We start from the raw sequence: 14794 nt of genomic DNA, 5'->3' as shown, positions 1-14794 counted from the left end.
TCAAAACCCGTACCCACTACAGCGAAGCGACCGCCTGGGCGCACCACGCCCAACTCCATGCCGCTTGACCTCTAACGACATGGGGTGTCTGAACCTGCTGGTCGTCCCGCCGCAGACAGATGCCGTCGATGCCGCCCGACTGATGGCCGAGGCGGCCGACCCCGCGAACATCAGGACCGCGAGCGCCCTGCTTGCCGCCGGGACGGTCGGCGGTGCGGCACCGCCGAAGGCCCGTTCCGACTTCCTGCCGTCGGCCGTAGCACCCGCCGACGGCGCGGGTGCGGCCCGCGAGCGAGCGGATCTCGCCCGGAGCCGGGCCGCCTCCTGGCCGGTTCCCGCGTAGTCGAGCTGCCCCTGCGCTGCCAGGATCACCGTCCGGGCCGGCGAAGCCGACCGGAACGATCGGCGAGGCCGTCCCCGTAGGACAGGCCCTGGGCAGTGACGCCGACCACCCCGAGCACGATCGCCGTGATGACCAGGAACAGCGAGAGTGCCAGTGCCGGTTCGGCCTCCCTCTGAATCCGGCCGAGGCCGCCGGCGGACCGGCGCTGGGACGGGAACCGTCCCCCGTGCCTCGGCGAGGGCGCCGGCGGCCTGATGCCCCGCACTCTCGGGGTGGCCTGGCCCCCTGGGGTGTCAGTCACCGGTCTGGTTCGTGGCGGAGTCCACCGGTCGCGGTTGATGGACGTTCCCCGGCTTCTTGTGGCGGGACGTGGCCATCGGCATCAGCGGGCTGGCCCTGGCCTCGCCGAGGCGGGTAGGGGACTGGCCTGTCCGCTGCAGCCGACCGGCGGCTGCGGCAGCCAGACTGTTCGTCCCGGTGCGCTTCGGCGCTTCCGTGGTCGTCATCTCGGCATCTCGGCGCTGGAGCAGCGCCGTTGAGGACGAGGTTGGTGATCTGCCGGCTGGCTCGTTCCGTGTTGAGCCGGTTGGTGTCGCCCGATGCCATGCGGGCGAGCACGGGGAGACGAGGACGTCGGCAAGAAGGTCGAGGTCGATGTCGGGACGGATCATGGGTGACCGGGCCCAGAGCAGGCCACCGGGCCCGCTGCGCCTGCACCTGTCGGCCGAGCGGCTCACCCTCGAACGCCGGTCCAGCGGCAAGGTGGTCCAGTCGACCAAGCCGTCGGAGGCCAGCCACCACAGCCGGGCGCTGCCATAGGCACGCTGCCGGGCGGTCGGCCCGATGCACCGGGTCCGGCGGGGAGTTCGCCGTACTCCGGGGTGTCCGCGCTTGTACGGTGTGGGTGCGGTCGCCGTGTGCTCGAGCCGCCCAAGCGCCTATGAGACACGACCGAGGCAACCGTGGAACGGCCCGTTCCCCAGCCTGACTGGATGCCTCCCAAACCCGAAGTCAGCTCGCGGCGCGGCACCGTCGTGCGTGCCACCGTCCGGACGCGGGCGCGAGTCCGTGGAAAGGTCCCCCGCCTCCACCGCCACATGACGGCGGGTCGACGACGCTGGAAAGACATGGACCACTCAACGAGCGCGGAACAGCCGGCCGAGCCGGTGCCGCCCGACTTCCCGGCCTTCGCGGTGTCGCGGGGCCGACACCTGGCGCGTGCCGCCTTCCTGCTCACCGGCGGCGACGCCCACCTGGCCGAGGACCTCCTTCAGGAGGCACTCGGGCGCATCTTCGTGAAGTGGCGCCGGATATCCCGCCTGGACAACCCGAGCGGGTACGCCCAGACCGTGCTGGTGAACACCTTCCTGTCGTACCGGCGGCGGCGCAGCAGCTCGGAGCGGGTGACCGACACCCTCCCGGACATCGCGGTGGACGGCCCGGACCCGACGCTGCGGCTGACCCTGTTGCGCGCCCTCGGCGAGCTCCCGGCGCAGGACCGGGCGGTGCTCGTGCTGCGGTTCTTCGACGCCTGCCGGCGCGGGACACCGCGCCCAAGCCACCGATGCCCGAGCCCGGTCCGAAGGCGGAGGATCTTCTGGCGGCGCTCGTCCCGCTGCTCCCGCCGGGTGCCGTGCCCTCCGGGCAGGACGGCCGGAACGGGCCGCACCTCACGGTCACGTACGAGGGGCGCACCAGCATGCTCTCGGTCAGTGTCACCGAGCCGGGCGAGCGGGGCGTCAAGGACGAGGATTACGCCGAGGCGGAGGGACCGGCGGGCCCGCTGGCGGTCCGGGAGCGCGGGCCGGACGGCAGCGCCGTCGTCACCAACATGTTCGGCAGCGGCAAGACGGCGGTCGACCCGGTCCTGCACTGGGCGGCGGCGGTCCACTACGCCGACGGCCGGTCCATCGAGATCAACGAGTGGAACGGGGAGAACGGCTACACCTTCCGCCCGGGAAACCCGGCACTCGGCGTCGACCAGCTCAAGGCGATCGTCACCGCCCCGGTCTGGCTCCGCTGACCCGGGGGCCTCCCACCGCCGCACGGGGAGCAGCGGTGCGAGGCCTCATCCGGCACCGCTCCACCGGCCTCGGCCGCTCCCCCCCCGACCCGCGAAGCCCCCGTGCCCGAGGCCGCGCAGGCCGCAACCGCCCGTACCCGACGCATCTGGCTAGGGCCGTTCGAAGTACTGCAGGACGCCGCCGACCGAGAAGCACACCGCGCCGGCGAAGGTTCCCCAGTTCGCGATGTCGGCGTTGAGCGGACTGCCGGTTTCCGGGCGGGTGAAGGCGGCCAGCGCCGACGCCATGAAGAGCACGGACCCGACCTGGTCGACCACCACGATCCACCAGCCGAGGTTGCGCGCGTGCAGGCACGGGGGACCGTGACAGGCCTCGACCAGGGCGAGATGTCCGGAGATCAGGAACAGCGCGCACCCCACCATGTCGGGGGCCCAGACCAACCGGTTGACCTGCTGGGCCGAAAGCCCTTGAAGGAACGAGTCCAGCAGGTTCACGCCGAAAACGAGGGTGCCCACGAACAGGACGAAGGTGCTCAGCCAGTCGATCCGCGTGGGCTCGTAGCTCCACCACCGCCAGCCACCCGTCACCAGCGAGTCCGTTTCACCCGAGCGGCGCGGGGCGTTGACCGCCTGGAGCAGCGAGGTGAAACCGCCGGTGTTGAAGAACAGGCCTCCCGTGAAGTAGATCGAAGCGGCCGCGGTCGCGCCGGCCGAGCCGATCTCGGTGACGGCTGCCCCCAGGGCGAAGAGGGCACCGCCGAGCGTGAACGCGACGGCCGCGACGGTGTTGAGGATGCGCAGCCGATGAAGTGCCGTGTCGTCCGCGGTGCGCGGCGGACCCTCCGTCCCTTCCTCGGCGCGGGTCCTGAGCGTCCCGCGCTTGCGTGCCAGGCGCGACTCCCAGACGGCCGAGCCTCCCTCGGCCGGCCGCCAGGTGAGCCGGGTGGTGAACGGTCCGGCGCCTTCGGCGCGCTCGTCGGGGTGATCCACGGTCCGAGCCTAGTCCCACGTGCTGCCCCAGCCCGGGACCGAGGGCATGTCATCGTCGGGTGGGCGCGGGAGGCGGCGTGGTCAGGCCCCTGGTCGTAGTCGCGAGCGAGGCGTCGGTGGAGCACAAGGGGGGCGGTGGCGGTCGGACCGCCTCGACCGTCGCCGCAACCTCCCCACGTCACCGAGCTGCGCCTGCGCCTCGGAACCGGTCTCGCACTGACCCTCAGCTGATGGTCCGCCAGGTTTCGGGGAGGGGCTGGAGACAGACCTCGCGGTGTGCTCGGGGTTGTCCCCGCTGAACGCCTCCCGGTCCGGCCGGCGGCGCTCTGCTCGACCGGCAGCAGTCGGCGCCCACCGGGCTGAGGGGGCACGGAAGCGTCGACCGAGGACTCGGAGAAGCCCAGGGAGAGCCTGCGGCGGCCCGTCATGATCGCCAGTCTCGCAGACGCGGCCGTGGAGGTCGGACTGCGATCACCGGCGGTGCTCTGGCCTGGCCGGAGGGTCTGGTCCGGTGGGTGCCGTCGTGCTCTTGTCGAGCGAGGAGTTCATCGCGGGTGTCGAGGAGGTCCTCTCGCGTTTCGACGCGGCGACCTACCCGCAGCGGGAGCTCCCCGCCGACGACTGGGCCGTTCTGAGAGGTCGGTAAGTAACCTGATGTCCGGTTCGGTGCCGCCTGATCGTGTGGCTGTAGGGGCTCCCGGCCGGTCGACGGGCTCGGCCGTGCTGGAGTGACAGGGTGAGCGACCGCAAGCCCTAAAAGAGCGACTTATCCGACGAACGCTGGGCGCTGATCGAGCCGGTGACCACTGCGTGGAAGGCGAAGCACCCGTCCGTCAGCGGCCACCGGGGCAACTACGAGATGCGGGAGGTCGTCAATGCGCTCCTGTACCAGTCCCGGACCGGCTGCCAATGGGACTACCTGCCCCACGACCTGCCACCGCCTGACGCGGTGAAGTACTACTTCTACGAGTGGCGCGACGACGGTACCGACGAGGTCATCCATGACCTGCTGCGCTGGCAGGTGCGGGAGAGCCGAGGACGATCAGCCGACCCGAGCCTGGTGGTGCTCGACACCCAGAGCCTGCATGCCGCCGCCGGGGTACCCGCGGACACGACCGGGCGGGACGCCGCCAAGAAGGCGGCGGGCCGCAAGCGGGGGCTGGCCGTTGACGTGCTGGGCCTGGTGCTCGGAGCGATCGACAGCGCCCGCACGGTCTGCGCGGCGCTCAACCACTACGTCCGGACGGCGCTGGACCTCAGGAACGACCTCACCCCGGCTTTCCCCGCCATCCAGGCCGTCAAGACCGTGGCCACCGAGTTGATGGTCAGCTGCGCGAACCACTACCAGCAACTTGCCGGCGGTGAGGGCTACCGTTCCGACTCACCGACGAACATCGCCGCCCAGGCGTTCTTGGACTCCCGGGTCTTCACCGTCTTCGACGGCACCAACGACCTGCTGAGCCAGCAGCTCGCCCAGTACTGCGTGGACAGCTCGGACGGCTCGGCCTCAGTGCCTTCCTGGCCGTCTGGGCACCGACTGCACCCGCCGTCTCGGCGCACGGCTACGACCCGAGGTTCCTCGACCGCGAACTCCGCCAGGAGCACTCGGTCCTGGCCGGGCGGGTGATCGCCTACGTCTTCGCCGCGGCCCGCGTCCTGGAATGGGCCGCCGAGACGGGTGCCGACGCCGACCGCGCCCGCACGGCAGCCGAGTTCCTCACGGCCGACATCGACCGCGTCCGCGTGGAGTTCGACCTCCTGGACCGCCTCACGGCCAACGGCTGAACCGCGGCCCACCCGCCCCCCCCCCCCCCCCCCCCCCCCCCGCACGGACGGCAGCGGAGGCCGCGTCTGCGGATGCCTTGTCCGGTCCTCGTCCGGTTCTTGCCCCGACGGAGGCCCTCCCCCCCCAGCGGGGGAGGCCCTCCGGGCGTTCCCCGGGTACCCGGGCGGTGGCAGTGGCCGCAGCCCGCACCCCGGTCAATCGGCCCGGGTGCGGGCCTGCCCGCTGTCGCTGCCGCGCCGGGCCGACGGTCGGGGCGGGGATCGGACCGCTGCCCGGCCGCGGTCAGCCGAGGCCGCGGGCGTCCTGCTTCAGCGCGGTGTCCACCGTCAGCGCGGTCGCCACCACGAGGCTGAGCAGCGGGTCGGCGAGCGGGCGGTGGATCTGGAGAACGTAGTTGTCGGCAGTGGTGAACATCGTCTTCGCCAGGCCTTCCCAGGTCTTGGTGATCCGGGCGATCTCGGTGTCCGTCTCGTCGACGATGGAGAAGTTCCAGGCCCGCCAGTTCTCGGCCTTGACGGCGCCGATCTTCTGCCCGCCGACCTCCATCGCGAAGTTGATCTTCCCGATGGCATTCTGCTGGACGATCTGGCCGACCTCTCGACCGTCCAGACGCTGCACGATCACCCGCGACTTGATGAGCTTCGCCGGGCGGGTCAGCAGTAGCACCGGGCTGCCCTGCGCGTCACGGATCTCCAGCTTGTGGGTCAGGTACTGGTCGAGGGAGGAGAGCAGCCGGACGACCTTGCGCAGGGCGCTCTGGCCGACCTGAACCACCGACCCCAGGGCGGCCCCATGCTGGTCGAAGACCGCGTACTCGTTGGTCAGCTCGATCAGCTTGGCCTTCTGGTTCACCACAAGGACCGGCTCGGAGAAGAGGGTGCCGCCGCCACCGGAGACCGGCCCGACGCCAGCCTGCCGCTGTACCTGGCGCTGCACCTTGGCGGAGTCGTCGACCGGAGCGGCCGACTGCCCGGGGAAGCCGGGGGTGTTCGTGTTCTGGGACATGGCGGGCAGGCTAGGCTCAACCCTCGCCCGGTAGCCAGGTCGTTTCGGCTCGACCCGGTCCGCCGCGGACTGCTGATCGGGCCCGCGACCTGCAAATTCGGCCGCCGCGAGCGCAGTTGGCCGACCATCCGACAGTAATGATGTGGCCGATGTCACACCCGGGGAGCGCGCTGCGCGGCGCCCCGCCGCCCATGGCCGGTGGCCCTGGACCTGGCACGGCACCAGCTCTTCGGCTGTGCCTGCCGACCGACGGGGCGACAGCTCGCCGACCTCGAAGCGCGCTCCGAGCACCCGGCAAGCCCGACGAGTGCGATCCGAGCTGCTCCATCGGCCGGTCACCTGGAGCGGCCCCCCCCGATCCCTGTCGTGGCTTCGGGTCGCCCCACGAGCCCGGGCGGTCGGCCACCGCATCGAGGCCCAGTTCACCGCCCTGCGGTACTTCGCCCTCGACGGCACCGACCAGAGCTCCGTCGCGCGATTGAGGCAGGGCGGGCCACCGCTACGGAGTCGGGCCTCCAGGCGACGATGTGGTCGTCATCCACAACTCGGACCGCGTCGCACTCCGCCTGGTCCCCTCCGAGACCCTTGCCCGGGTCGCGCCTCTCGGGGACCTGGCCGGTTCCGAGTTCGAAGTGGAGGTCGCCCGCCGTCTCGCCGAAGTCGACGACGCCCCGTGGCCGAACTCGACCCTCGGGTCGAGCCCCAGGTGCACGTGCGCGACAGCTTCACCGTCCCGCTCTGGACCTACTACGAACCGCTGGAATCGAAGATCGAGCCAGCCCACTACGCGGACGCGCTTCAGCGGTACCACGCCGCGCTGCGCCAAGTCGGGGATCTGGACGCTCCGCACTTCACCGACCGGGTCGCCGCGGCGCTGAGAGAGGTGAACGACCGGAAGCGGTCGCCCGAGTTGGCCGACGACGACCGGAAGCTCCTCCTCGACACGCTCGGCGAGCTGAGCGCCGAGATCAGCGCCGACAGGGCCGGCGACCAGCTGCTGCACGGCGAGCCGCACGAGGGCAACGTCCTCCACACGAAGAGGGGGCCGCTCTTCATCGACCTCGTCACTTGCTGCTGCGGACCGGTCGAGTTCGACCTCGCCCATGCGCCCGAGGAGGTCGCAGAGCACTACGCGGGGGTCGACGAGGACCTGATCCACCGGTGCCGCGCGGTGGACTGGGCGATGTTCTCGGCCTGGCGCTGGCGACGGAACGACCAGATGCCCGACCGCGACCACTGGCGAGCGGAGGGGCCCAACCTGGTCCGGGCCGCTCTCGCCCGCTGTGGACGGGGCTCCGGGCGGAGTCCCGGGGCCGGGTGAAGGCGCGAGCGGCTCGGGGGCGGCGGGCGCCGCCGCCCGGAGCACGGCTCCGGGAAGTGATGCTGCGGTCCGGTCGAACATGTTTCACGGTTGGGACTGCTCGGCAGCCTGCTCCAGGAGTGCCCGTGCGAAGTCGTGGACGCTTCCCCGTACGAGGCGGTGTTCGACGAGCCGGGGGAGCAGCGTCCGGCCGACGACGGGGTCTGGGAGAGGGTGCGCTGGTGCGTGGCGACGCGCGAGGCGGCGCTCCTGGAGGAGATGCACGTCGACGATGCCTCCCGCTGGCATCGGCTCGGTGACGGCACGTTCGATGCGCTGCGCGCCGGGTTGGCCCCGCGGGCCCGGCTGGCGCTCTGGCCGGACCTCTCCACCGATGTCCTGCAGTTGTGGCCGGCCTCCCGGACGAGGGCCTGGTCGAATTCGTCTGGGAGGACCGGGACGGCCGGATCCCCAGCACGGTCGCCGACGAGACCCGGTTCACGGCACTGGCCGCCCAGCTCTGCGGTGCCCGTGCCTGCCGTCCTGCCGATGGCCGTCGATGGGCGCGGTTCCCTGTTCACGGCTGTGCTGCCCGACGGGGACGGCGTCCTTCGCGCCCGGTGGCGCCCCGAGCCGACCCCGAGCGACCGGGACTGGGGTGTTCTAGCTTGCCGGCTGCACGGTCCAGTGGTGCGGCTCGATGGGGGCCGGCCTCACCACGAGCCGGCCGGTCACGCCGGGATCGTCGACCAGCTTCCCCCACGAGGCGGACCGGTCGCCGGGGGTGTGCTCGATGTCGGCCCACACCGTGCTGCCGGGGCCGGCGGAGCCGTAGAAGACGGTCCATTCGGCGTACCGGTCGCAGGTGTCGCTGATCCCCACCTTGTGGTCGTCCGTCAACCTCAGGCAGCCGCGCGGGGCCGAGTTCGGCACGGAGACGTTCATCGTTCCGTCGGGCCGTTGCTGTACCTGCCAGTTCGCCGAGGTGTACGTGCTGTCCGTGCAGTCACCCAGTGACACTGTGCCGACAGGTCCGTGCAGCTTGGGCCAGACCAGGCACTTGCCGTCCGTGAGGGCCGCGAACCGGTAGACCCCGTCGATGAGGGGGGCGGCGTGGGCTGGCTGCGTGAGCGCCGAAGTGGCCGCGATGGCGGCGGCCATGAGGGCGATGACTCGTGAACGCATGGGAGGAACTCCTCGAACAGCCGTGGTCGGACCGATCGCACGGCACTGACACGGTTTGCACACAATCCGCCGGAGACGGCGACGGCACCGATCATGGAACACCGGCCCGCCCGGGGCGCAGTCGGCGGTCGTCTCCGTCACTCGCCTGGCTGAGTCACGTCACCCGACGGTGTGGCGGCTCGGGCTGCGGGTGTCGTACGCCAGCGGCCCAAGGGCGGGCGGGCATCGAAGTGATGTTCGGGGACGATCGGCCCTCGGAGGTCGTGCGGACGATCGAGGGGAAAGATGTCGAGTCATATTCGTTCACTATGTGACCAATATGAAAAGTAGCTCCGGTCCATACTTGCCAAACCTTTACCCTGATCGACGGACCGGACTGACGACCTGTCAGTCCGACTGCCGATCAGAGGTGGAGAACCAGTGCTGAGAAGCCCGCGTCCGCCCATGCCGATCACCGCCCGAAGCCGTCGCACCGGCCGCCGTCCGCTCGGCGCCGCCACGGCCGTCGCCGTCACCTCCGCGCTCCTGCTGCTGGGCCTGGGGGGTGTCGCCCCCGGGGCCGGCGCGAGCCCAGCCGACACCGCCGTCGGGGCGTCCGCGCTGGTGAAGACCGTGCAGAACGCCACCCACCCGGGCGCCGCCACCGCCGAGCACGGCGACACCCTGAACTGGGCCGTCACCTACCGCGGCGGCACCTCCGGCGGCGCCGCCGCGCCCGCCGTCGTCACCGACCCGATCGCGGGCGCGGGCGACTCCCAGACGTACGTACCCGGTTCGCTGAAGGTCCCGCCCGGGTGGACGCCGTCCTGGTCGACCGACGGAAGCACGTTCGGCGCCACCGACACCGGCCCCGCGACCACCGCCGTCCGGGCCGAGAACCCGGTGCTGCGCGGCGTCGGCACCGGCGTCTCCCCGCTGCTGCTCGCCCCCGTCCAGCCGACCGCGCAGTCCACCGGCGGCGACGGGTTCACCCCGATCCTGCACCGGACGGCGTCCGGCGAGATCCAGTCCTGGAACATCTACCACCACGCCGCGCGTAGCGCCCCGCAGGTGGTCTGCCTCAGCCTGACGGCCGGTCAGCCCTGCACCGGCGGCCCCTGGCCGCGGCCGCTGAACACCACCGTCGGCCCGCTCGGCAGCGGCGCCACCGGTGACATCGGCAGCCCGCTCACCCCGCAGTACGTGTTCGACCCCGCGCACCCGAACCAGGTGCTGTACCCCGCCGTCACCGCCGCCGCGGTCGGCGTCGGCTGCCTGGACCTCGACGCGCAGGCGAACTGCGGCTTCACCGCCCTCACGCCCACCGGCGGCTCGCCCAGCAGCGTCAACAACCTCGCGGGCCTGATGCGTTCCGGCGACAACCTGTACGGCGTCGCCAGCAACGGGCGGGTGCTCTGCCTGGCGCTCGCCACCCGCACCCCGTGCGCCGGCCAACCGTACGCGCCCGTCGCCCCCGGCAACCGTGACCTGCCGAGCACGCCCACCGCGCTCTACTTCGGCGCGCTCACCGCGATCGGCGACAAGGTCTTCGTCTCCAGCTCGCCGCAGGCCGGCACCTCCACCGTCCCCGGGCCGCCCGCGCTCGGCTGCTTCGACACCGCCGCCCTCACCGCCTGTGCGGGCTGGGACACCCAGCACCCCGCCGGGCCGAACGCCAACTACTACACCTACAACGCCTATACCGCGTACGACACCGCCGGGCACCCCGACGGCGTCTGCACCAGCACCGTCGGCGGCGCGAACGTCCTGACCACCTGCTACGGCCTGGACGGCTCCGTGCACGCCGCGCCGAGCAGTCTCGGCGCGCTGGCCGGCAGCGTGCTGACGTTCAACCCCGAGACCGTCACCACCGGTACCGGCACCCGCAGCTACTTCCCGATCTGGGGCGGCGGGGTGGCCGGCGCGACCGTCTGCCACGACTGGGCCACCGGCGGCCCCTGTGCGGGCTTCCCGCTCCCGGCCGGGCACCCGAGCGCCCACGGCGGCGACACCCGCGACTACGGCTACAGCTACGACTCCACGACCCGTTGCCTGATCGGCCTCGGCGACGCCGGCGTGCTGTTCTCGCTCGACCCGACGACCGGCGCCAGCCCCTGTGTGCACAGCGGCGCCTCGGTCACCCTCGAACCCGGCGACTTCTACTGCGACGGCGCGAGCGGCCACGTCCAGGGCTACGACAAGGTCCGGCTGACCGACATCGACCTCTCGCACATCACCCTGTCGGCGTCCCGGGTCCTGGTCACCGACCCCGACGGCACGCCCGTCGCGACCCCGGCGCTCGGCGCGGACGGCACGGTCGACCTGTCCGGCATCTCCGTCACCGCGCACCCGGCCCTCACCGTCACCGCGCAGCTGGTGCTGACCACCTCCGCGGACTTCACCAACGGCAACCACCCCTCCCTGGTCGTCGAGTACCGGGGTGACGGGCCGCAGGTCTGCTTCCGCACCACCGTCGCGGCCGCCTGCACCGCCACCGCCGTCACCAACACCGCGAACGGTAGCGACGCGAACGGCGCGCTCACCTCCAACACCGTCACCACCGCGGTCGCGCCCGGCACCGGCTGCCAGCCCCGGGTCACCGTGGAGAAGGAGATCTGCGGCTCCGCCAACTCCCACGACTGTCTGCCCGGCGGCCCCGGGCCCTGGGCCAAGACCAGCCCCGTGGGACTGCTGGGCCTGCTCGGCACCGCGCACTGGCGGATCACCGTCAGCAACGCCGGACCGGTCGACGCCGCGTCCGTCACCGTCAACGACGCCAGCACGCCCGCCTGCCGGCAGGCCGCCGGCACCTTCGCCCTCGCGGCCGGCGCCAGCCGCGCCGTCTACTGCGACTCCTTGCTGCTGGCGCTCCCGCTGAAGAACACCGCCTCCGCGAGCTTCGTCGCCGCGAACGCGCCCGCCGGCACCACCCCCACCACCACCGCCCCGTCCGCGGCGGTGGCCTGCTCCCTGCTCTGCATCCTGGCGGTGCCCGGCAAGGACTGACCCGCCCCCGATCGGTACGCCCGACGCCCCGCCCCCGAACAGGTGGATTCAACAACTCGCCGCAACACGGCGGGGGTTGGGATTGTTTTCAGGCAGCTCGAAGAAGCGCTTGGCTGGGGTGTCCCAGCCAAGCGTCTTCCTGAGCCTGGGGTTGAGTAGACGTTAGGGGGCGGTATGTCCACTCCTGGATGATCTGGTGCCGCCCGTTCGCGGGTGCGGAGTCGTTCGGGCTGACGTGCAGGTCGTGTGCATGATGGGGGCGGGGAACGGACGCCGTACTCAACGGATTCGTCCGACGGGCGGTGGGCCTTGGCCGAGCCGCTGCCCACGGCCTGGAAGCAGGAGCGGGTGTCGCGCTCGGCGACCCGGGAGCCGACCGACGCCGATCGTGCCCTGGCCGCCGCCGTCGACCCGCGCATGACGACGCCCGCGATGGCTCCCGAGCCGGCCGCGAGAGCGGCCTTCCACTTCGCCGACGTGCCGATCTACTCACAGCTGGCAGCCTCATGGTGGGTGAGTGGCCGGACCGTGCCACTGCACTGCCTCGGGCAGGGCCTGGCGGATCGCCTCGCCGTAGGAGCCGGAGCCGTCGCGGCGGACGTATTCGGCCCCGGGGTGCTCGCGCGGCCACGCGACCTTCGCCTGCCTCGATCACCGTGCCGCGCCGTGCGTCGACCCGGACCATGAGCAATCTCGGCGTCCTTCTACCAGCCCCGTCACCCGCGACCGTCGGGTCCCGCCCCGCCCGCACTGGTATGACGCTTCCTCGGTCGAGCCGACGGTGGGCACCAAGCCCCGCCCGGCTCCCGGTGCCCACTCTCGGGTTGGGCCGCATGCCTGCTCGCTCGCTCGGCCCTGCGCGGAGCCGGCATCGCCCTCGGTCGCTCGGTCGGGTCCCGGTGCGCAGGCCGTGCTCACCGCTCTTCCCCGCCGCAGTGGTCCGACCGGTCCAGTAGCAGCCGCCGCTCTCGCGTCCCTTCGTCAGGTCCCCGGTGGGAGGGGTGACTCCGACGGGAGAACTCTGCCCTGGGTCCCGGTTGCCAGCACTTCTGGCTCCCTAACGGGACGTTTCGGCCAACTCCCGACGGGGCGGTGGCTGCACCGGCGCGGCGCTGGTGTCATGGCGGCTCTTCACGATCGAGGTTGCGGTCGCGGTCCGGAGCTTCCCGTTCGCGCGGCGCTACTGGCGCGGGTGCCTGGCTCGGCGTCGGCGACGCGGAGGCCGTCGATCATGAAAGCCGCGAGGCGTCGTGCCGCTGCGTCGCGCGTGGAGGCGGGCGCGGCGGTCAGTCCGCGGCCGGCGAGGAGAATGACGACGAAGTCATCGAGCACGAAGTCCGGACGCAGCCGGCCCGCAGCTTGCGCGCGGCGGATGAGGGTCGAGACGGCGCGGCCCAACTCCTCGCGGTGTGCCTCGAAGTCGACGATGTCGGGGTGTGCCGACATGAACGCGTCCGTGAAGCCCTGGTTGCGCGCGTTGAGGAGCAGGGCGCGCTCGATGACGTCGCAGAGCCCGCGCCACGGATCCGGGTCGGCGGTGCCGTCGTAGACGATCGAGCCGCACTCGGCGAGCTCCTCCTCGAACGCCTCGAGCACCAGGTCCTGCTTCGTCGGGAACCGGCGGTAGAGGGTCGCGGGCCCGACGTCCGCACGCCGGGCGATCTGTCGCATCGTCACCCCCAGCCCGGACTCCGCGAAGAGCGACCGGGCCGCGGCGAGGACACGATCGCGGTTCTCCCTCGCGTCGACACGCAGCAGGTGAGTCATCTTTCAGGCGATCTCTCTCACAACAGCAAGTGGACGGATCCGTCCGTTACGTTCGATCGTACGGGAGTCAACCGGCCCTAACCAGTCAGGAGCGATGCATGCGAGCAGTCTCGATCCGTACTTTCGGCGGCCCGGACGGCATGGAGGTCGTCGATGTCCCCGTCCCCAGCCCGAGCGCAGGTGAGGTCGTCATCCGGACCGCGGCGATCGGGGTCGGCGGAGTCGACGCGGTGATCCGGCGCGGCACGCTGGGCGCGCTCGGCCCGGCCATGCCTCGCGACGGTCTGGTGCCGGGAAGTGAGGTGGCCGGGACGGTCGCGGCCGTGGGAGCGGGTGTCGAGGCGTCGTGGCTCAACCGACGCGTCTGGGCGTTCACCGGCCTCTCCGGCGGCTACGCCGAGTACGCGGTCGCGCGGATCGCGAACGTCACGCCGCTGCCCGCCGGGCTGACGCCCGTCGATGCGGTGACACTGGGCAGTGCCGCCCCAGTGGCGCACTTCGCCCTGCAGCAGGCGCACTTCGCCGCGGGCGAGACCGTGCTGGTACGTGGCGCGGCCGGCAGCATCGGCATCGCAGCCGTCGAGATCGCGGCCCGGGCCGGTGCGCGGGCAGTCGCGGTGACCACGTCCTCAGCCGAGCGGGGCGAGCGGTTGATGGAGTACGGCGCGACACACGCGCTCGACCGTGACGGGAACAGTACGCGTGGTCCCGAGCCGGCCGGCTTCGATGTGATCGTCGACATCGTCTCCGGGCCGGCGCTGCCCTCGGTCCTCGCGCGGCTCGCACCCCGTGGCCGGCTCGTGCTGGTCGGCCTCGTCGCCGGGCCGCCTCCGGCGGACTTCGGGTCGGCGCTGCTGAGCCGGTTCCGGCAGTCGCTGTCGGTCGCGACCTTCAGTCTGGACACGGTGCCGCGAGCTGACCTGGCCCGGATACGCGCCGACCAATTGGAGGCCGCGGTGCGAGGTGACCTCAGCGCCGTCGTCCATGCCGTCCTCCCACTCGAAGCTGCGGCAGACGCCCACCGGCTGATGGATGCCGGCGAGGTCTTCGGGCGGGTCGTCCTGACACCGTGACGCACCGCCGCCCGGTGACGTGGGTTCTACTGGTGCACCAACCGGCACGATCGAGACCGTGAGCGGACCGTCCGCAGCAGCCCCTGGTCCTGGAGCCGCTGGACCTGCTCTCTGACGTCGAAGTGGATGTCGTGGCCGCCGCCGTGCTCGGGCCCGCTGTCGACCTCGGCCGCCCCGAAGAAGGAGATCCAGCCGACGAAGTAGGGGCCCTCCGGATCGAAGTCGCTGCTCGGGCCGTTGAGTACTGACATCAGCTCTTTGGGGTGGTAGATCTGCCGTTTTGCTGACGGATGGTCACCTGTCGCTGTAGACCGTGTGGCATGCGATATGCGGATGG

At 71.8% G+C, this 14794-nt stretch carries 12 protein-coding genes and 3 pseudogenes; 10 read left to right on the top strand and 5 right to left on the bottom strand.

Features of this window, described 5'->3' with window-relative positions; translation table 11 throughout:
* The first annotated feature begins 64 nt into the window (after positions 1 to 64).
* The 4 genes and pseudogenes from ACZ34W_RS37610 (at position 65) to ACZ34W_RS37595 (ending at position 2366) form a co-directional block, all read left to right on the top strand.
* The gene (locus ACZ34W_RS37610; protein ID WP_465610845.1) at positions 65 to 343 is read left to right on the top strand and encodes a hypothetical protein; all 279 of its coding nucleotides are present in this window, start codon (positions 65 to 67) and stop codon (positions 341 to 343) included.
* A gap of 654 nt (positions 344 to 997) precedes the next feature.
* Positions 998 to 1162 carry a hypothetical protein gene (locus ACZ34W_RS37605; RefSeq protein WP_465610843.1) on the top strand — a complete coding sequence of 55 codons (165 nt, stop codon included), beginning with the start codon at positions 998 to 1000 and terminating at the stop codon, positions 1160 to 1162.
* Positions 1163 to 1335: 173 nt separating this feature from the next.
* A pseudogene (locus tag ACZ34W_RS37600) lies at positions 1336 to 1722 on the top strand (sigma factor); the annotation flags it as partial.
* A 185-nt stretch (positions 1723 to 1907) separates the two neighbouring features.
* On the top strand, positions 1908 to 2366 hold the full coding sequence (locus tag ACZ34W_RS37595; protein WP_465610841.1) for a hypothetical protein: 459 nt from the start codon (positions 1908 to 1910) through the stop codon (positions 2364 to 2366).
* Between the two features lie 150 nt (positions 2367 to 2516).
* Here ACZ34W_RS37595 and ACZ34W_RS37590 read toward each other — a convergent pair whose 3' ends face one another.
* Positions 2517 to 3356: a hypothetical protein gene (locus ACZ34W_RS37590; RefSeq protein ID WP_465610839.1), complete on the bottom strand. Its 840-nt coding sequence runs from the start codon at positions 3354 to 3356 to the stop codon at positions 2517 to 2519.
* Positions 3357 to 3879: 523 nt separating this feature from the next.
* On the opposite strand from ACZ34W_RS37590, the gene ACZ34W_RS37585 reads away from it, so the two are divergent.
* The 3 genes and pseudogenes from ACZ34W_RS37585 to ACZ34W_RS37575 all read left to right on the top strand — a co-directional run bounded on the left by ACZ34W_RS37585 (position 3880) and on the right by ACZ34W_RS37575 (position 5141).
* Entirely contained in the window at positions 3880 to 4002 is a 123-nt protein-coding gene (locus ACZ34W_RS37585) for a hypothetical protein (protein ID WP_465610837.1), read from the top strand.
* A gap of 90 nt (positions 4003 to 4092) precedes the next feature.
* Positions 4093 to 4983 (top strand): annotated as a pseudogene (locus ACZ34W_RS37580) (transposase).
* Positions 4980 to 5141, top strand: coding sequence for a hypothetical protein (locus ACZ34W_RS37575; RefSeq protein ID WP_465610835.1), 162 nt, complete (start codon positions 4980 to 4982; stop codon positions 5139 to 5141). Before ACZ34W_RS37580 ends, ACZ34W_RS37575 begins: the two are co-directional and overlap by 4 nt.
* 283 nt (positions 5142 to 5424) lie before the next feature.
* On the opposite strand, the gene ACZ34W_RS37570 is transcribed toward ACZ34W_RS37575, so the two are convergent.
* Positions 5425 to 6282, bottom strand: a complete 858-nt coding sequence (locus ACZ34W_RS37570; protein WP_465610849.1) for an LURP-one-related/scramblase family protein — start codon at positions 6280 to 6282, stop codon at positions 5425 to 5427.
* A gap of 342 nt (positions 6283 to 6624) precedes the next feature.
* On the opposite strand from ACZ34W_RS37570, the pseudogene ACZ34W_RS37565 reads away from it, so the two are divergent.
* A pseudogene (locus ACZ34W_RS37565) lies at positions 6625 to 7468 on the top strand (aminoglycoside phosphotransferase family protein).
* Positions 7469 to 8110: 642 nt separating this feature from the next.
* Here ACZ34W_RS37565 and ACZ34W_RS37560 read toward each other — a convergent pair.
* Positions 8111 to 8632, bottom strand: coding sequence for a hypothetical protein (locus tag ACZ34W_RS37560; protein WP_465610833.1), 522 nt, complete (start codon positions 8630 to 8632; stop codon positions 8111 to 8113).
* 444 nt (positions 8633 to 9076) lie between these two features.
* Here ACZ34W_RS37560 and ACZ34W_RS37555 point away from each other — a divergent pair, with 444 nt between their 5' ends.
* The gene (locus tag ACZ34W_RS37555) at positions 9077 to 11617 is read left to right on the top strand and encodes a DUF7617 domain-containing protein (protein ID WP_465610831.1); all 2541 of its coding nucleotides are present in this window, start codon (positions 9077 to 9079) and stop codon (positions 11615 to 11617) included.
* Between the two features lie 1131 nt (positions 11618 to 12748).
* Here the strand turns inward: ACZ34W_RS37555 and ACZ34W_RS37550 are convergent.
* Entirely contained in the window at positions 12749 to 13384 is a 636-nt protein-coding gene (locus ACZ34W_RS37550; RefSeq protein WP_465610829.1) for a TetR/AcrR family transcriptional regulator, read from the bottom strand.
* Between the two features lie 98 nt (positions 13385 to 13482).
* Here ACZ34W_RS37550 and ACZ34W_RS37545 point away from each other — a divergent pair, with 98 nt between their 5' ends.
* Complete coding sequence (locus ACZ34W_RS37545) at positions 13483 to 14457, top strand: zinc-binding dehydrogenase (protein ID WP_465610847.1); 975 nt, start codon at positions 13483 to 13485, stop codon at positions 14455 to 14457.
* A 26-nt stretch (positions 14458 to 14483) separates the two neighbouring features.
* Here ACZ34W_RS37545 and ACZ34W_RS37540 read toward each other — a convergent pair whose 3' ends face one another.
* A complete protein-coding gene (locus tag ACZ34W_RS37540; RefSeq protein ID WP_465610827.1) occupies positions 14484 to 14708 on the bottom strand; it encodes a hypothetical protein in 225 nt (74 codons plus the stop codon).
* Between the last annotated feature and the right edge of the window lie 86 nt (positions 14709 to 14794).

It is taken from the genome of Kitasatospora sp. NPDC022856 (assembly GCF_055561235.1).
The sequence above is the reverse complement of the archived record's forward strand: the minus strand, read 5'-3'. Positions and strand labels throughout refer to the sequence as shown.